This is a genomic window from Phenylobacterium sp. (genome assembly GCF_004799395.1).
Classification (GTDB): Bacteria; Pseudomonadota; Alphaproteobacteria; order Caulobacterales; family Caulobacteraceae; genus Phenylobacterium.
This window is the reverse complement of record NZ_SSMZ01000155.1, coordinates 1-17,644: the sequence shown is the minus strand read 5'-3', so window position 1 is coordinate 17,644 and position 17,644 is coordinate 1. Positions and strand designations below refer to the sequence as shown.

The following is a 17,644-nucleotide window of genomic DNA, read 5'->3' as shown; positions in this document are numbered from 1 at the left end:
GGCCCAGGCGGTCGCCGAGTTGCCGCCGCAGATGGGCCGGGCCTTCCGCCTGCACAAGCTGGAGGGCCGCTCCCAGGCCCAGACCGCCGAGGCCATGGGCGTCTCGCAGAAGATGGTCGAACAACACATCGCCGTCGCCATGCGGCGCCTGGCCGAGAGGCTTCGATCGTGAGCCGCATTCAATTGATAGGCGAACCTAGGGATGTGACGGTTTGGCGCCGTCTCCATCCCTGTTCCGCGCGGTCGGCGCAGAGCAGGCGGGCAGGCCGATGAGTAGTCAAGTGTCGCGAGAGGACGAAGCGGTGGCGGAAGCCGGCGCCTGGATCGCGCGCCTCGGTGACGAGGCGGCGGCCTCCGACGTCGGCCTGGAGTTCGACGCCTGGCTCGCCGCCGACCCCGCCAACCGTGCGGCCTATCGCCACGCGCTCGGGCTCTGGCATGAGTTCGACGTCCGCGCCGAGGCGGTGCTGGCCGAGCTAGCGGACGCCAATCTCGAGATGCCGCCCGCGCCGGTTGTGGCGCTCATTCCACGGGTCCGGCGCCGGTCGCCGCAGACCCGCTGGTGGGTCGGCGCGGGCGGCGCCGCGCTGGCCGCCGGCCTGGCGCTGGCGGTCATGCCGAACGTGCTCACGGCTCCCACAGTGCAGACCTTCACCACCGCCAAGGGTCAGCATCAACACGTCGCGCTGGCCGACGGTTCTATCGTCGACCTCGACGCCGAGACCAAGCTCAGCGTCGCCTTTTCGCGCGGCGAACGCCGGGTGGCGCTGAGCGAGGGCCAGGCCATCTTCGACGTCGTCCACGACGAGAGCCGGCCATTTACGGTGCACGCCGGCGGCCGCGTGGTGCGCGACGTCGGCACCCAGTTCGACGTACGCAAGCGCGGCGCCGATGTCACCGTCACAGTCGCCAAGGGCCGCGTCGAGATCAGCTCGGAGGGCGGCGCGACCCTGAGCCGCGCGATCTTCCTGGGTCCCGGCCAGCGGGTGGAGATCGAGCCTTCGGGTCTCGCCCAGATGAGCCTCGTCGACCCGCAGGAGACATTCAGCTGGCGCGCCGGGCGGCTGGTTTACCGCGGGCGCCCGCTGGCCGAGGTGGTGGCCGACCTGAACCGCCAGTTCGTCGAACAGACCCAGATCGCCGACCCCGAACTGGGCAAGCTGCCGATCACCGGGGTCATCGTTCTCGACAATCCGCGCGACGTCATGGCGCGGCTGAGCTTGATGCTTCCGATCAGGACGGTAGGTTCCGACAAAGGGCTGACACTTCTTCGGAAGTAAGGCCCAGATTCGGGGGCGAAGCTGTCTAGAGTGGGGCGTCGGGGCTTTGTGGCCTGTCTGGCCATCGCCGTCGCGGCCGCCGGCGTCAGCGTTGGCGCTGGGGGCGCCGCGCTCGCGGCGTCGCCCCGCATTCGTTTCCATATCGAGCCCAAGCGCCTGTCCGAGGCCCTGCTTGACCTGGCCCAGCAGGCCAATGTCACCCTGATCGGCGCCGGGGCCTGCGACGGCGCGGCTCTGCACTCGACGATCGCCGGCAGCCTGACGGTCGAGCAGGCGCTCGACCAGTTGCTGGGCGGCGCGCCCTGCGCCTGGACGATGATCGCGCCGGGAGCGGTGGAGATCCGCGCCCTTGCCCGGACCTCCGGGGCGCAGAGTCCCGCCTCGTCCGCGGTTTCCGAGCTTCTGGTCACCGCCACCAAGCGCGTCCGCGACCCGCGCCAGCTGGCCGTCTCCATGACTGCGGTCGGCGGCGGCGACCTGCAGGCTACCGGCGCCAGTGACGCGGCCGAGGGCGCGGCCCAGCTCGATATCCTGTCGACCAACCTGGGTCCGGGCCGCGACAAGCTCTTGCTGCGCGGCCTTTCCGACGGCGCCTATACCGGCCGGGCTCGATCCACCGTCGCCACCTATCTCGACGACCTGCCGATCAACTACAACGCTCCGGACCCGGATCTGCGGCTGGTGGACGTCGAACGCGTGGAGATCGCTCGCGGCCCGCAGAGCACCCTGTTCGGCGCGGGATTCTTAAGCGGGCTCTACCGCATCGTCTCGTACAAGCCTGACCTGGAGCGCTTCTCCGACGAACTGCGCGCCTCGAGTTCCCTCACCGAGCATGGCAGCCCGAGCGGCGACATCGAGGGCTACGTCAACATGCCGCTCTGGCATGACATCGTCGGCGCACGGATTTCGGGCTACGACGAGTTGGACGGCGGCTACCTGGACGACGTGATCCTGAAGAAGGCCGACGCCAACCGCACCGAGCGGCTCGGGGCCCGCTCGATCTTCCTGCTGCAGCCGCAGAGCGACTGGTCGGTGGAGCTCACCGTCGCCGGCCAGCACCTGCGCTCCAATGACACCCAGTACACGACGCCGGGCCTGGGCCTGACGCGCGACAACCGGATCGCTGAGCCGCACGTCAACGACATCGGCCTGGCGACGGTCAGCGTGCGCAAGTCGTGGGGCTGGGCCGACTTCACCTCGACGAGCGGCGTCGTGCGTCACGACTACTCCAGCTTCTACGACGCCACCGCCGTCCAGGACCTCTATACCTCTCACGCCCAGACCTCGGCCTATTCAGAGAAGGCGCGGGTCACCATGTTCGTGGAAGACGCCTTCCTGACGTCGCGGGGCGCTGGCCCCTTCCAGTGGCTGGCGGGCGTCTACGGCTCGAGCACCGCCGAGCATTCGCCGACAGAATTCCTGGCCCAGCTCTCCTTCGTGCCACAGGGCGTGCCGGTCTACGGTGACGATCGCCACGACCAGGTCGACGAGATCGCCGCCTATGGCGAGGCGTCCTGGGCGTTCGCCCCGAAATGGCTTGTCGAGGTGGGCGGCCGGGCCTTCAACATCCACACGGAGACCACCTCGAATGTCGTCTCCGAACGGTTCGCCCCGCGGAGCCTCGCTCAGGACGTCACCTTCAACGGCTTCGCGCCCAAGGTCTCGATCCAGCGCGAGCTGTCGGCCGGCGATCTGATCTATGCGGTGATGTCCCAGGGCATGCGGACCGGCGGCGTCAACTCTGGCGGGGCCGTGCCCTTGCCGCCGCAGCAGGAGATCTATTCGCCGGACAAGCTGACCAACTATGAGGCGGGGCTCAAGCTGCGGCTGTGGGACGACCGCGTGGCGCTCAATTCTGCCGTCTTCTACGACGTCTGGAAGAATATCCAGACCGACCAGTTCCGCCCTTCCGGGATTCCCTTCACCACCAACGCCGGCGACGCCGGCATCCTGGGCCTGGAGGCGGAGGCGCAGGTGGAGCTGTCCCAGGGTCTCTCGGCGCAGCTAAATGCGCGCCTCGACCGCACGCGGATCACCAACGCCAATCCGATCTTCACCTCGGCCTTTGTCGACGGTTTGCCGGACGCCCCGGCCGTCTCCGGGGGCGGGGTGCTGAGCTATCAGCGCACCCTGCAGGGCGACTGGAGGCTACGGCTGGTGGGCGAAACCACCTATGTCGGCAAGTCGCGGGTGAACTTCGACACCCGGTTCCCGGAGATGGGCGGCTATGTGCGCACCAAACTGCTGGTGGAGATCCGACGCAGGGCCGTCGGCTTGCAGGTGTTCTTGACCAACCCGACCAACGCCTTCAACGACACCTTCGCTTTCGGAAATCCCTTCAACCCGACGCAAATCCAGCAGGTCACGCCGCAGCGCCCGAGGACTTTGGGCTTCACCCTCTTCGCCGCCCATTGATTTTTTGACATCTGACCTAGGGATTGGCCACGCCGGCGCCGTCTCTGCTGCGACCCTCACGCCACCCTGGAGCGTGCAGGTCCTAAGGCTACGTCGCGCGTCCCGAGCCCAAACCGCGCGGCGTCCGGCCGAGCGCGGCCCTGACGAGGAGAGACGTTGGGGCCGCGCCGTCTCGGCCTTTTCTCTAGAAATTTGGCGAGATCGCTTGGCGATGCTAGACTGTAGGGGTCGTGCGTGGCCGCCTTCTGCGCGCGACAGACAAGCGTCGAGAAATCGGCGCGCCAGCATCCAGTCGCTGGCAAGAGAGATCGCCCCGGCCTGAGACGTCACACCTCGGCCGGGGCATTTTCCCAAAGCCGACGCTCAGCCCAGATTCACGCCGACGATCTGCATCATCAGTTTGATCAGGACGGCCTGACGATTGGTCCCGGTCTTCTCGAACACCCGCGCCAGATGGTTCTGGGCGGTGAAGCGGCTGATGCGCAAGCTCAGGGCGGCCTCGCGCACGGTCTCGCCTTCGAACAGAGCCAGCGCCAGCCGCGCCTCGGCGGTCGTCAGGCTGAAGATGTCGCGCAGCTTCTGCTCGGGCAGACGCACGCCCGCCGCCAGGTCGGTGACGCAGACGATGACGACCGGCGGCGCATCCAGTAGGCCCAGCCCGTCGGCGCGCACCGGCGCCACGGTCGCCGACAGGCAAGCCGTCCCGTTCGCGGTCGGAAGCGAGGTCGAGCCGCCAGCGCGCGCGCTAGCGTCGCGCGCCGCGGCCTTGGCCACCAGCCCCTGAAGTGTCCGCGCCGCCGCCGGATCGGTCGCCGCCAGCCGCCCGCCGGCCAGCAGCAGGCCGCTGCGCGCCATCGCCATGGCTTCGCCAGCGGCGTTCATCCGCTGCACTCGCCCTTCGCCATCGGTCAGGAAGAGCCCATGCGGCGAGGCGTCGAAAACCGCCGTGAGGCCGCCACCCAACGCCCGATCCGTGGCCAGCTTCTGCCCGAGGTCGAAGGCGCGAAGCAGATGGGGGTGCAGGCTGCGCGCCAGTTCCAGGTCGGCGAAGTCGAACTGTCCGCGCCGCCGTCCCCGGGTGATGTTGATGGTGGCTGTCTCGCTTCCGCGTACGGCCAAGCGCACCATGAGGCAGGAGTGGATATCCTGTGGCTTCAGGAAGTCGTTGTAGTACTCGCTCGCCACGAGATCCGACTTCGGCATCCAGTCCTCATCGGTCAGGACGCGCGGCGCCCAGCTGCGGAGCCACCTGTCGGGATCCGCGACCAGGTGCAATGGATTGCGATCGGCGTAGTGGCTTGAATAGCGGTCGAGTTCGCAAGGGTCGATCCGCGCGATGATCCCGCCGGCGCCGCCGCCGCGAAGATCGAGAAGCGAAAGCCAGCCTTTTTCCCCGCCGATGGCGTCGGCGTAGCGCTCCATGGCGGGAGCCCAGAGCGATGGCTCAAGCGCCGCCCCATAGACGAGATCGAGGAACTCACTTTGGTTGAAGCCAGCCATGCGGACGCCCACCGGCGGCCGACGAATGCGGCCTGACCGCAGGATAGCCTGTCGGGGCGATACGCCAAGCGCGCCCGTGGAGCCGTGTTACCGCCGCGAAACGCATGCCGGCTTGCGCGGCCGCGGGCGCTCCCTAAGCTCCGAAGCACAATCTGGGGGAACACAAACGTGCATCGCAAAGCCTATTTCGCCACGGCCCTGACCGCGGCTCTGCTGGTCTCAGGAGCCTGCGCGGCTGCCGACGCGCCCGCGGCCAAGCCGGCCGCAAAGGCCTCGTCCGTCCGCGACCTGTCGGCGACCACCGCCCCAGAGGCGGTTGGGTTTGACTCCAAGCGACTGAAATCTATGGACGATTACATGGCCAAGGTGGTGAGCGACGGCCGTGTGGCCGGCATGACCACGCTGCTCGCCCGCCATGGCAAGGTGGTGGAGTTCAAGACCTACGGAAAGACCAGCCTTGAGACCGGCGAGGCGATGCCGAAGGACGAGATCTTCCGCATCTATTCCATGTCCAAGCCGCTGACCGGCGTGGCGATGATGATCCTGTTCGAACAGGGCAAGTGGCGTCTGGACGATCCGGTCACGCGCTACGTGCCGGAATTCAAGAACCTCAAGGTGATGGTCGAGGCCGACAAGGACGGGAACATCACCAAGACCGAGCCCATGAAGCGCCCGCCGACCATGCGGGAGATCATGAGCCATACCGCAGGCTTCGGTTACGGCCTGGGCGACGAGCACCCCGTGGACAAGCTCTATCGCTCGAAACAGGTGCTGGGCTCCACCGGCCTGCACCAGATGATCGAGCGGACCGCCGAGATTCCGCTGATGTACCAGCCGGGGACCAGCTGGTCCTATTCCAGCGCCGTCGATATCCAGGGCTACATCGTCGAAAAGTTGACTGGCAAGACGCTCGGACAGTTCCTGCAGGAGAACGTCTTCGGGCCGCTGAAGATGAAGGACACGGCCTTCTACACCGGGCCTGAAAAGGCCACGCGCCTGGCCGCGGTCTATGTGGCCGAGCGCGGCCAGACCAAGATCCACGAAGCCTCTGACCTGTTCGGCCAGAAGATGCCCGACTATTCCAAGCCGCCGGCCATGGAGAGCGGCGGCGGCGGCCTGACGTCGACCACCATGGACTACGCCCGCTTCTGCCAGATGATGCTGAACAAGGGCGAACTGGACGGCGTGCGCGTGCTGTCGCCGGCTTCCATCGAGCTGATGGACACCAACGTGATCCCGCACAATGTGCTGGTGACCACCAACGGCACCTCCGGCATCCGCTTCAACGAGGCGGTGGGCTTCGGTCTCGACTTCCAGGTGGACAACGACCCGCGCCGGGCCGGGTCGCTGGAGGGCAAGAACACCATGAGCTGGGGCGGCGCGGCCGGCACCTGGTTCTGGATCGACCCCACCAACGACGTGCTGTTCGTGGGCATGATCCAGCGCATGGGCGGAACCGGCGGCGACGACCTGGGCACCCAGGCGCGGACCCTGACCTATCAGGCGCTGCTGCATCCGGAGAAGTAGCGGCCGGTGGTCGATCCCCAGATCTCAACGGCGTTTCGGCCCTATCTGGCGCCTGGGGAGCGGGTCGTCTGGACCGGACGGCCAGCAGGCGGCCTGCTCCTGACGGGCAACGACTGGTTCTTGGTGCCCTTCAGCCTGGCCTGGAGCGTCATGGCGCTCTACTCGCTGAGCAGCCTTCTCCTGTCCAAGCCGACACTGATGTCGCTCGTCTTCGGCACCGTTTTCGGCTTGGCGGCGCTGTTCTTCGTCGCCGGCCGGTTCGTCACCGACGCCTGGATCAGGTCACGGACCGTCTATGCCGTGACCACCACCCGCGCGCTTGAGATCCGGGCGGCCTTCACCCAGAAGCTGATCACTGCGCCTGTCGGCGGCTCGGTGATCCTGAAGCACGGCCGGGCAGGGCGCGGAACGCTGACATTCCAGAGGGCCGGCGGAGATGGCGGCTTCAGCGCCATCTTCGGCCGACGGGGCAATTGGCAGCTTTGGCTTCCCGGGGTGACCGACAATGTCAGCTTCCTGGCGATCGACGATCCGATGGAGGCCTACAGGTTCGCATCGGCCGCCCCCGCGCCTTGACTTTCGCACCCCTCCGTGCGCCCTTCCGCGCCTCGTAAAACAGCCGGTTTTCCAGAGCTAAATGCACGCCTACCGCACCCACACCTGCGGCGCGCTTCGCGCCGCCGACACCGGCCAGACGGTCCGCCTTTCAGGCTGGATCCACCGCAAGCGCGATCACGGCGGGCTGATGTTCGTGGATTTGCGCGACCACTACGGCCTGACCCAGCTGGTGCTCTCGCCCGAGACCCCCGGCTTCGACCTCGTCGAGCATATCCGAGCCGAGAGCGTGATCCGCGTCGACGGTGAGGTGGTGGCCCGCTCGGCCGACACGGTGAACCCGAACCTGCCTACCGGCGAGATTGAGATTCGCGTGCGCCATGTGGACGTGCTGTCGGCCGCCAGCGAACTGCCGTTGCCGGTCTTCGGCGAGCCCGATTATCCGGAAGAGATCCGGCTGAAGAACCGCCACCTCGATCTGCGCCGCGAGACCTTGCACCGCAACATCGTGCTGCGCTCGAAGGTCATCCATTCGATCCGCAACCGGATGATCGACCAGGGCTTCCTGGAATACCAGACGCCGATCCTGACCGCCTCGTCGCCGGAGGGCGCGCGCGACTTCCTGGTGCCGTCGCGGCTGCATCCGACCAAGTTCTACGCGCTCCCGCAGGCGCCGCAGCAGTTCAAACAGCTCCTGATGGTCTCCGGCTTCGACCGCTACTTCCAGATCGCGCCCTGCTTCCGCGACGAGGACCTGCGCGCGGACCGGTCCCTTGAGTTCTATCAGCTCGACGTCGAGATGAGCTTCGTCACCCAGGAAGACGTGTTCGCCGCGATCGAGCCCGTGATGCACGGCGTGTTCGAGGAGTTCGCCGACGGCAAGCCGGTGACGCCGTACCCGTTCCCGCGCATCCCGTTCCGCGAGTCGATCGCCAAGTACGGGACCGACAAGCCGGATCTGCGCAATCCGATCGTCATGCAGGACGTCTCGGACCATTTCCGGGGCGGCGGCTTCGGCCTGTTCGCCCGCATCCTCGAGGATGGCAAGAACGCCGTCTGGGGGATCCCGGCGCCGAAGGGCGGCTCGCGCGCCTTCTGCGACCGGATGAACAGCTGGGCGCAGGGCGAAGGCCAGGCCGGCCTGGGTTACATCTTCTGGAGCGAGGATCAGGGCGGCTGGGGTGGCCCGATCGCGAAGAACCTGGGTCCGGAGAAGACCGACGCGGTGATGGGCCAGCTCCGATTGGGGCAGGGGGACGCCGCATTCTTCTCAGCTGGCGATCCCAAGACCTTCGCCAAGTTCGCCGGGACCGCCCGGACCAAGGTGGGGACCGACCTCAACCTGATCGATGAGGATCGCTTCGAATTCGTCTGGATCGTCGACTTCCCGATGTTCGAGATGAACGAGGAGACCAATCGCGTCGACTTCAGCCACAACCCGTTCTCGATGCCGCAGGGCGAGCTGGAGGCCCTGAACACCAAGGACCCGCTCGACGTGCTGGCCTACCAGTACGACATCGTCTGCAACGGCTATGAGCTGTGCTCCGGCGCGGTCAGGAACCACCTGCCGGAGATCATGCTGCGGGCCTTTGAGATCGCGGGATATGGGCCCAACGTCGTCGAGGAGCAGTTCGGCGGCATGCTGAACGCTTTCCGCCACGGCGCGCCGCCGCACGGGGGCTTGGCGCCCGGCATCGACCGCATCGTCATGCTGCTGGCCGGCGAAACCGCCATCCGTGAGGTCATCGCCTTCCCGCTGAACCAGCAGGGTCAGGACCTGATGATGAATGCGCCATCAGAAGTCTCGGATAAACAGCTGAAAGAGCTGAGCATCCGGCTCGCACCCCAGCTGAAGGTCTAGGGCGCGCTCCGCGGCGTTACCGCCACGAGGTATCGGTACGGTCCAGGCGGCGCCGGAGGTGCTGGCGGAGCCGGCGGCGCCGCGGGAATCGCCACACGGATGTGTGGCATCGGAATGTGCACCGAGCCGCTGCATGGCTTGGCCACCAGCCCGCTTGGCACGCGCGTGTGGCTGTTGCCGCAGGCCTCGTCGAGTTGATCCTGGGTCAGGTTGTGGGCGTGCGACAGATCGGCGTCGCCGATCTGGGTGCGGTGCAGGTCGGCGTCCTTGAAGTCGGCGTTGTCGAAATTGGCGCCCATCAGTACGGCGAACTCAAGCACCGCGTCGCGGAAGATGGCCTTCTCGAACCGTCCGTAGGTCAGGGTCGCCGCGCGCAGGGTGGCGTCATGGAAGTCTGCGTTGTGGGCGACCACCTTGTTCAGATTGGCCCCCGTCAGGTCGGTGTTCCGCATGATCGCGCCGACCATCTGGGCCTGGTTGAAGTTCGAGCCCTGGGCCGAGGAGTCGGTAAAATCCGCCCCCGAAAGGTTGGCGTCGGTGAAAATGCTGCCGCTGGCCTGGGTGTCGCGCAGCTTGGCGTGGGTCAGGATGGCGTTGGAGAAATTGACGCCGAGGATCTGCGAGTCGGTCAAATCCGCGCGGGTGAGGTCCGCGCCGCTAAAGATCGAGGAGATGAAATGGGCCTCGCGGAGGTCCGAGCCGACCAGGGCTGCGCCGGAGAAATTGGCGTTCATGAAGTGGGCGCCATGCAGGCGGCGCCCCGACAACTCGCACTTCACGCAATCGCCCCCGAAGGTGTTCGAACGCGGCACCTCCCGGTCGCTGCCGCCGCCGGCCTGAGCGGCCATCGGCGCGGCCAGACTCAGGGCCGTCAGCGCGATCAGCAGGGGTGAGGTCGTCTTGGCCACTCGGAAGCTGTCCTTGAAACTTGCAGGTTCCATGTGCCTTCCGGAGACCTCGGACGCCACTTAATTCGCGGTAATTGTTAAGAGCTTAGGCAAGAATGCCTATCAATCGGCATTCGCTCAGGCGCCCAGATCTTCGCCCAATCGGCCCGCGCGCACGCCACAACTCTCGCAGATCAGCGAGGCTCCTTTGCGCACGACGGCCACATCGCCGCAGGCGGGGCAGACGTCGGCGGCGTCGAGCGCGGCAGGACCGCTGGCGCGGTGGGCGCTGGGCAGGAAGACGAGGTTGTCGGGCGCCGCTCCACGCGAAAAGCCGCGCGAAATGAACCGCGAGGCGGGTTGCGGTCCCTCAGTGTCTAGGCTGTCGGCCTCCAGCGCCTCGCCCTTGCCGCGGCCCAGGCCGTCGGCGTTGAGCTCGCTGGGATCGCCGGTCGCCAGGTCCTTGCGGCCCAGGTAGGAGACGCCCAGTTCGCGGAAGATGTAGTCGAGGATCGAGGTCGCCGACCGCACTGTGTCGTTACCCGTGACCGGACCCGCGGGCTCGAAGCGGGTGAAGACGAAGGCGTCGACGAACTCGTCGAGCGGCACGCCGTACTGCAGGCCGATGGAGATCGCGATGGCGAAGTTGTTCATCAGCGAGCGGAAGGCGGCGCCTTCCTTGTGCATGTCGATGAAGATCTCGCCGAGCTCGCCGTCGTCGTATTCGCCGGTGTGCAGATAGACCTTGTGGCCGCCCACCGCAGCCTTCTGGATGTAGCCCTTGCGGCGGTCGGGAAGTTTGCGCCGGGTGCGGTCGCGCTCGACCACCCGCTCGACGATACGTTCCTCCGGATCCGGGGGCCGTGCGGCCCGGGGTTCGCCGAGGTTCGGCAGGACCAACGCCAGGTCCGCCGGCGCAGCGGCGCGGCGCGCTTGGATCGGCCCGGTCGCTTCGTGCAGCGCCGCAAGCAACTCGGCGGGAGAGGCGTTCCAGGCCAGTTCCGCCTCGGCCACCCGGGGCACGGCCAGCGCCAGGTCCAGCGCCTGGGCCATGGTGCGCACCGGCGCTTCGCCGAGTTCTGTGGCGCTGCGAAACACGTTGCGCGCGAGGGGCGTGAGGAAGTCCGCGTCGGCGAGGCTGTCGCCGCCCAGGGCGTGGGCTTCCGCGGCGGCCACGTCGGCGACCGTGAAACCCATGAGGGCGAGAAGGTCGAACTGTGGATCGCTCAGTTGTTCGGACGTGGCTCCCATCACGTCGCGCAGGAAACCGTCGCCGATCACGGAGGGCGTGAAGGCCGCGGCCAGACGGCCAACCATGGGCAGGGCGGCCTCGACCGCGGCGATCTCGTGGTCGGTGAAGCCGCGAGCGAGCAGGGCGGCGTGGCTGACGCCGGGCGCGTCGCTTAGGTCCGCCCTGCCGAGCAACAGGGAATGAGCCTCGGCGGCCTCGACGCCCACCAGAGCGAGGCCACGCGTAGCCGCCTCGCTGAGGCTGCGCACCGGTTCGCCGTCGGCGCTTTCGGCAAAACACACCGGTCCGGCCCAGGGTTCGCCGGAAAGCCGGCCGCCGCCCAGTCGCAACTCCAGCTCCGGGTCGCGGAACAGGGCGAGGTTCGCGCCCGCGCCTTCAATCGCCGCGCCGGCGGCGAGGTACAGCTCGCGCGCGGTCTCCCGGGCCGCGTTGCTGTCGTAGTCGAGGCCGTGGGCCACCAGCCATTCGCCGAGGCCTGCGAGACCCATCACCGCGTCGCCGTCGCCCGCGGCCGCCAGTGCTGCGGCCAGGAGCGCGGTAGCGGCCTCGAAGGCGTCGATGTCGAAACCGTCCGGCGACCAGAACCCCATCAGGTCGACGCCGCCGCGCCATCCGGCGTCGGCCGCGGCTATGGCTTCGGCGGCGGAGTGGCTCTGCGCGACGATCACCGCGCCTGTGGCCCAGGCCGCGCGCGCGACACCCTCGTCCGCCGGTCCGACGACCACCAGCCGCGGGCCGCCATTGGCGAGCGGCGCTTCCGCCGCCCAGGCGCTTTCACCGGCTCGAACCAGGGCCACCGCGTCCAGGATCATGATGTCGGAAGCGCCCGCCGCGCGGGCCGCCTCGGCGGCGCGGGCCAGGCTGGGGTTGGCTTGCGGATCGGCGCAGGCCTCCCGGTCGCCGTCGCAGCGCAGGACGGCATCCATCACCGCCTGCAGCCGGCGGCTGAGCTCCACGGCCGCGGCCAGGGCGGTCGCCTGGCCGCGATGCGCCGCCACGGCCTTGGCGATCTGCGGCGAGCCCGCTTCGACGACCAGCATTGGCTCACCGGCGCGGGGCGCGGCGAGGGCGATCGTCCCTGCCAGCAGCGCCTCGGTCAGGCCGTCGCGGAAGCGGGTCCGGGCGCGGACGTCCTTCACCAGCCCCTTGGCCTGGGCACGGGCGGTCAGTTGTTCGACGGCCTCTGCGATGGCGGCGGGGAGGTCGGTCTCGCCGCCCGCCCAGTCGATCCAGGCGTCCAGCCGCGCATTGGTCCAGTGGGCCGGAGCCTGGGCTTCCACGAAGCGTCCACCGTGTTCCACGATCCGCGCCTCGATTCTCGTCCGCGATGCTTCGCGCGCCATCCGACGACTCCCTTGGGCGAGCCTAGGGCGGTGCGCAGGGCTCGATCAATAGATGTTGTGGTCGCAAGAGCGTTCATCCCCAACATCTTGCAGACAAATGGTCGCCGGTGCGGCGCTGGACGCTCCAAATCGCCCCGCCTATAGTCCGGCCGCAATCCTCCCCCTCCCAGAGACGAACGCCCCGTGCTGAATTTCCTGAAGTCGATCTTCACCTGGTGGAACGGCGCCACCATCGGCGCGCGATTCCACATTGGCCGCCGTGGCGTCTATGTCGGCCAGGACGAGGGCGGTAACCGCTACTTCGAAGCCAAGGACAACTCCGACAGCTATGACGGGCGCAAGCGCCGCTGGGTGCTCTACAAGGGCTACGCCGACGCCTCGAAGGTCACCGCCGAATGGCACGGCTGGCTGCACTACACCTTCGATGAGCCGCCCACCGTGGAGCCGTTCCTGATCAAGCCCTGGGAAAAGGACCATCTGCCGAACCTTACCGGCACGATTCACGCCTATCGCCCGCAGGGGGCCATCTCGCGCGGAGGCGAGCGGCAGAAGGCCACCGCCGACTACGAGGCGTGGCTTCCGAAATAAGGTCAGGTCCGCTGTCCGTCCGCCCGACACCGAGATCGCTGTTCCACCTGGTCCTGCTGGCCGGGGCCGCCGTCGCGGGTCTCGCCGTCGCACAGCCGCCCGCACCCAGCGAAACCGCCCCCAAAGCGGCGCCGGAGGCGCCGCCGCCGGCCGGTCCGCCCGTGTCTGAGCCTGCGGCCGCGCCGCCGATCTCCGAGAAGGAAGTCGCGCCGCCGCCACCACCGCCCGTCGAGGCCAAGCCCGCGGGGGTCCCCGTGCGCCGCGCCCGCTACGACGTCGCCGTGATCGAGGCGCTGGACAAGGTCACCGCCGAGAGCCTGCGCTTCGAGGCCGCGGTCGGCCGGCCTGTCCGCTACAAGAGCCTGGTGTTCACGGTGAAGGCCTGCGAGCGCTCCGCGCCGGAGGAAGCCGTCGAGGATTCCATCGCCTACCTCACCGTCGACTCCCAGCCGCGCCCGGAGCCCGGCAAACCGCCGCTCGCGCCCCGCCAGGCCTTCAAGGGCTGGATGTACGCATCGTCGCCCGGGCTGCACCCACTGGAGCACCCGGTCTACGACGCCTGGCTGATCACCTGCAGGGCGGCTGTACCGGTCAGCGCGCCGCCGCCGCCGGCCCGTTGAAACTCGCCCTCGACCGCCATCGCGGCCGCCAACCGGCGATGATAGTCGCGACGTGAGATCTCCACCGCGCCGAACTGGCTCAGATGCGCGGTCATGAACTGCGTGTCGAGCAGTCGATAGCCCCCGGCGATCAACCTGGCGACCAGGTGCGTCAGCGCCACCTTCGAGGCGTCCCGGGCGCACGAGAACATGCTTTCGCCGAAGAACGCGCCGTGCAGCGAGACTCCGTAGAGCCCGCCCACCAGTTCTCCGTCACGCCAGCACTCCACCGAGTGGGCGAAGCCTTGCTCGTGCAGCCGCACATAGAGGTCCTCGATCGGGTGGTTGATCCAGGTCTCCAGCCGGCCCGGCCCGGCCTCAGCGCAGGCCTGAACGACCCGGCGGAAGGCGGTGTCGATGCGGATTTCGAAGGGCTCGGCGCGCACCGTTCGCGCCAGCCGATGGGCGACATGGAAGGCGTCGAGCGGGATTACGCCGCGCCGCTCCGGATCGATCAGGAAGACGCGCTCATCCTCGCGCGCGTCGGCCATCGGGAAGACGCCGCGCGCGTAGCAGGCCAGGAGATCGCGGGCGTCGAATTGCGCCATGGCCGGACTCTACAGGGCTTCGGCGGCGGGGGTAGGCGCTAGCCGCCGCCGGCGACCACCGGCAGCACGATCCGCGAGGCCATATCCGGCGCGGCGTAGACCTTCTGGGTCGCGGCGACAAAGTCGCCGGCATTGGCGGCGTAGATGCTGGGCGTGAAGGTCTGGGGATTGCGGTCGATGAGCGGGAACCAGGTCGATTGCACCTGCACCATGATCCGGTGGCCGGCCTTGAAGACGTGGTCGCGGTCGCGCAGCGGCACGTCCCACTTCACCGGCTTGTTGGGGGTCAGCGCGTGTGGGTGCTCGAAGCTCGACAGATAGCGCCCGCGGCGCACCTCCATGGCGATCGGCAGCTCATAGCCGTTGGCGCTGTGGGCGAACATGCCGGGCAGTGGACCGTCGTCCGCCGACCAGGCCGGCTTCTGGGCGTCGTCGGGCGCGACGTCGATCAACTTGACGATGAAGTCGCTGTCGCTGCCCGAGGTCGAGGCGAAGAGCTCGGCGGCCACCGGTCCGGAGACGGTGAGGTCGGCGCTGAGCGGCGCGCTGACGTAGGTGAGCACGTCGGGGCGGTGGTCAACGAAGCGTTGGTCCGCCGACTCCCAGGTCCGCCAGTCACCGGCGGGATAAGTCGGCGAGATCGGCCGGGCGCGATAGGGCACGGGATTGGCCGGGTCGGAGACGTAATCACGATGCGCCCCCGCCTCGCCCGGCCCAGGCGCGGCGAAGCTCAACGTGCCGTCGGCATGGAAATAGAGGCTCGTCGGCTTGGCGGCGGCCGGCGGCCAGGCGGCGTATGTCTTCCAGATGTTGGAACCGGTCTGGAACATGGTCGCCGCCCAGGCTGGCTTCATACCCTTGTCGTGCAGCCAGTAGGCGAAGAACGGAGCCTCGATGTTTTCGCGGAAGGCGAGGCTGGTGTCCTGCCCAAGCGGTGTCGCGCCCAACGTCGAGACGCTGCGACGCCACGCGCCGTGATACCAGGGTCCGGCGACCATCAGGTTGGTGTGCTTCGGATCGCTTAGAGAGGCGTGGCGATAGATCTGCCAGGGACCCCAGGGGTCTTCCTGGTCCCAAAAGCCCGCAACGTTGAGGTTCGGCACCGTCGAGGCGTGCAGCGCCTGCACCCAGGCCTGGTTCTTCCAGAAGTCGTCGTAGTCCGGGTGCTCGATCGTTTCGTTCCAGTAGCGGATCTTGCCGTGGGTGTAGTTCTCGTTGAGCGTCGAGAGCGGGCCGGCGGCCAGATACCACTCATAGGTGTCCCACTTGTCGAAGGCGAAGTGGGTGTTGGCGTTTTTGTCGGCCTCCTCGTAGACCGCGTACTCGAAATCGTAGCTGAGGCGCAGAGCGCCATAGCGGTGATCGTCGTCGTTCATCCACTGGTCGACCGGCGAGGCCTGTTCGCTGACCGCCTTCAGCGCCGGGTGCGGGCCCAGAAGCGTGGCCCCAGCGGTGTAGCCGTCGTAGGAGACGCCATAGATGCCGACGCGGCCATTGTTCCCGGCGACGTTCTTCACCAGCCAATCGACGGTGTCGTAGGCGTCGCGCGTCTCGATGGTGCCCTTGCCTGGTGTGACAGTGACGTCCTGCGACAGGCTGAAGGTCCCCTCGGACTTGAAGCGCCCGCGGATGTTCTGGATCACGAAGATGTAGCCGTCCTCGTAGAGCTGCTTCAGCGGATCGGGAACGTCCGTGTAGGCCTTGTCCGGCACGCCGTACGGCGAGCGGCGCAGCAGGATCGGCAGGGGCCCCTTGGCGTTGGTCGGCGTCATGATCACGGTCTGCAACCGCACCCCGTCGCGCATCGCGACCATGACTTCCTGATAGGTGAATAGCGGGGCTGGTACGGCCGCCTTCACGACGATATCCGGCGCGCTGGGCTGGGCGATCGCCGAGGCGCCGCCCGCCAGAACGGCCGCGGCCGCGATCCACGCCAGCACAGTCTTCATCGTCCGCCCCCAGAGTTTCCGCGAACGTAAGCCAAGGCGGCGCGGGCCGGAAGGCCGTCCAGTCAGGCGGCGGCCTGGGCCTTCATCCAGTTTTCCAGCCAGTGGATGTTGTAGGACCCGGCGATGATGTCCGGCTGGGTCAGGAGCTCCTGGAAGAGCGGGATATTGGTGTCGATTCCGGCCACCACCACCTCGTTCAGGCAGCGGTTCAGGCGTGCGATGCACTCGGCCCGATCGCGACCGTGGACGATCAGCTTGCCGATCAGGGAGTCGTAGTAGGGCGGGATCGTGTAGCCGGCGTAGAGCGCGCTATCCATCCGCACCCCCAGACCGCCCGGGGCGTGATAGTCGGTCACCAGGCCCGGTGAGGGGGCGAAGGTCTTCGGGTTCTCAGCGTTGATCCGGCACTCGATGGCGTGGCCTTCGAAGACCACGTCCTTCTGGGCGAAGGAAAGCGGCAGGCCGGCGGCGATGCGGATCTGCTCCCGCACCAGGTCGATGCCGGTAATCGCCTCGGTCACCGGATGCTCCACCTGCAGGCGGGTGTTCATCTCGATGAAGAAGAACTCGCCGTTCTCGTAGAGGAACTCGATGGTTCCGACGCCGAGGTAGCCGATGGCCTTGATGGCGTCGACGACCACCTTGCCGATCTTCGCGCGGGCTTCGGCGTCGATGGCGGGCGAGGGAGCTTCCTCGAGCACCTTCTGGTGGCGCCGCTGCAGCGAGCAGTCGCGTTCGCCCAGGTGACAGACGTTGCCGAAGCTGTCGGCGATCACCTGCAGCTCGATGTGCCGCGGGGTCTGGAGGTAGCGCTCCATATAGACCGCATCGTCGCCGAAGGCGGCCTTTGCCTCGGAGCGGGCGGTGGAGACGGCCTCGTAGAGATCGTCCTGGGTCTGGGCGACCTTCATGCCGCGTCCGCCGCCGCCGGCCGCGGCCTTGATCAGCACCGGGAAGCCGATCTGCTTGGCCGCCGCGAAGGCTTCCTCCTCGGTCGTCACCGCGCCGTCGGAGCCGGGCACCACGGGTATGCCGACGGCCCTCACCGCCTGCTTGGCGGTGATCTTGTCGCCCATCATCTTGATGTGTTCGGGCTTGGGCCCGATGAAGGTGAAACCGTGAGCGCCGACGATCTCGGCGAAGCGGGCGTTTTCCGAAAGGAATCCGTAGCCGGGATGGATCGCCTGAGCCCCGGTAATCTCCGCCGCGGCGATGATCGAGGGGATGTTCAGATAGCTCTTCGCCGCAGACGGCGGCCCGATGCATACGCTTTCGTCGGC

Annotated in this window: 14 protein-coding genes; 8 read left to right on the top strand and 6 right to left on the bottom strand. The window is 67.8% G+C overall.

Translation table 11 applies throughout. From position 1 onward, the window contains the following. The 3 genes from E8A12_RS10120 to E8A12_RS10110 form a co-directional block, all read left to right on the top strand. The coding region (locus E8A12_RS10120) for a sigma factor-like helix-turn-helix DNA-binding protein (protein ID WP_293368244.1) at nucleotides 1-172 on the top strand (172 nt) is incomplete at its 5' end. 97 nt (nucleotides 173-269) lie between these two features. Continuing rightward, nucleotides 270-1,280, top strand: a complete 1,011-nt coding sequence (locus tag E8A12_RS10115; RefSeq protein ID WP_293368240.1) for a FecR domain-containing protein — start codon at nucleotides 270-272, stop codon at nucleotides 1,278-1,280. Nucleotides 1,281-1,328: 48 nt separating this feature from the next. Further along, nucleotides 1,329-3,695: a TonB-dependent receptor gene (locus E8A12_RS10110; protein ID WP_293368238.1), complete on the top strand. Its 2,367-nt coding sequence runs from the start codon at nucleotides 1,329-1,331 to the stop codon at nucleotides 3,693-3,695. A 363-nt stretch (nucleotides 3,696-4,058) separates the two neighbouring features. Here the strand turns inward: E8A12_RS10110 and E8A12_RS10105 are convergent, their stop codons facing one another. Continuing rightward, a complete protein-coding gene (locus E8A12_RS10105) occupies nucleotides 4,059-5,195 on the bottom strand; it encodes a helix-turn-helix transcriptional regulator (protein ID WP_293368236.1) in 1,137 nt (378 codons plus the stop codon). Between the two features lie 168 nt (nucleotides 5,196-5,363). Between E8A12_RS10105 and E8A12_RS10100 the strand changes: the two genes are divergently transcribed. The 3 genes from E8A12_RS10100 (at nucleotide 5,364) to aspS (ending at nucleotide 9,138) form a co-directional block, all read left to right on the top strand. Then, on the top strand, nucleotides 5,364-6,722 hold the full coding sequence (locus E8A12_RS10100) for a serine hydrolase domain-containing protein (RefSeq protein WP_293368234.1): 1,359 nt from the start codon (nucleotides 5,364-5,366) through the stop codon (nucleotides 6,720-6,722). Between the two features lie 6 nt (nucleotides 6,723-6,728). Further along, a complete protein-coding gene (locus tag E8A12_RS10095) occupies nucleotides 6,729-7,298 on the top strand; it encodes a hypothetical protein (protein ID WP_293368232.1) in 570 nt (189 codons plus the stop codon). 61 nt (nucleotides 7,299-7,359) lie between these two features. Beyond that, nucleotides 7,360-9,138, top strand: coding sequence for an aspartate--tRNA ligase (gene aspS, locus E8A12_RS10090; RefSeq protein ID WP_293368230.1), 1,779 nt, complete (start codon nucleotides 7,360-7,362; stop codon nucleotides 9,136-9,138). Here aspS and E8A12_RS10085 read toward each other — a convergent pair. Both E8A12_RS10085 and E8A12_RS10080 read right to left on the bottom strand, forming a co-directional pair. Continuing rightward, nucleotides 9,135-10,079 carry a pentapeptide repeat-containing protein gene (locus E8A12_RS10085; RefSeq protein WP_293368228.1) on the bottom strand — a complete coding sequence of 315 codons (945 nt, stop codon included), beginning with the start codon at nucleotides 10,077-10,079 and terminating at the stop codon, nucleotides 9,135-9,137. The genes aspS and E8A12_RS10085 overlap by 4 nt on opposite strands. 84 nt (nucleotides 10,080-10,163) lie before the next feature. Then, complete coding sequence (locus tag E8A12_RS10080) at nucleotides 10,164-12,620, bottom strand: ribonucleotide reductase (RefSeq protein WP_293368226.1); 2,457 nt, start codon at nucleotides 12,618-12,620, stop codon at nucleotides 10,164-10,166. Nucleotides 12,621-12,806: 186 nt separating this feature from the next. Here E8A12_RS10080 and E8A12_RS10075 point away from each other — a divergent pair, with 186 nt between their 5' ends. Beyond that, on the top strand, nucleotides 12,807-13,208 hold the full coding sequence (locus E8A12_RS10075; protein WP_293368242.1) for an NADH:ubiquinone oxidoreductase subunit NDUFA12: 402 nt from the start codon (nucleotides 12,807-12,809) through the stop codon (nucleotides 13,206-13,208). Between the two features lie 161 nt (nucleotides 13,209-13,369). Continuing rightward, nucleotides 13,370-13,828, top strand: a complete 459-nt coding sequence (locus E8A12_RS10070; protein WP_293368225.1) for a DUF2155 domain-containing protein — start codon at nucleotides 13,370-13,372, stop codon at nucleotides 13,826-13,828. On the opposite strand, the gene aat is transcribed toward E8A12_RS10070, so the two are convergent. The 3 genes from aat to accC all read right to left on the bottom strand — a co-directional run. Further along, nucleotides 13,759-14,415 (bottom strand): leucyl/phenylalanyl-tRNA--protein transferase, encoded by a 657-nt coding sequence (aat, locus tag E8A12_RS10065; RefSeq protein WP_293368223.1) that lies wholly within the window; start codon nucleotides 14,413-14,415, stop codon nucleotides 13,759-13,761. The two genes, E8A12_RS10070 and aat, sit on opposite strands and share 70 nt — an antisense overlap. Before the next feature lie 38 nt (nucleotides 14,416-14,453). Continuing rightward, entirely contained in the window at nucleotides 14,454-16,364 is a 1,911-nt protein-coding gene (locus tag E8A12_RS10060; protein WP_293368221.1) for a CocE/NonD family hydrolase, read from the bottom strand. A gap of 62 nt (nucleotides 16,365-16,426) precedes the next feature. Beyond that, a partial coding sequence (gene accC / locus E8A12_RS10055; protein WP_293368219.1) for an acetyl-CoA carboxylase biotin carboxylase subunit occupies nucleotides 16,427-17,644 on the bottom strand: 1,218 nt, incomplete at its 5' end.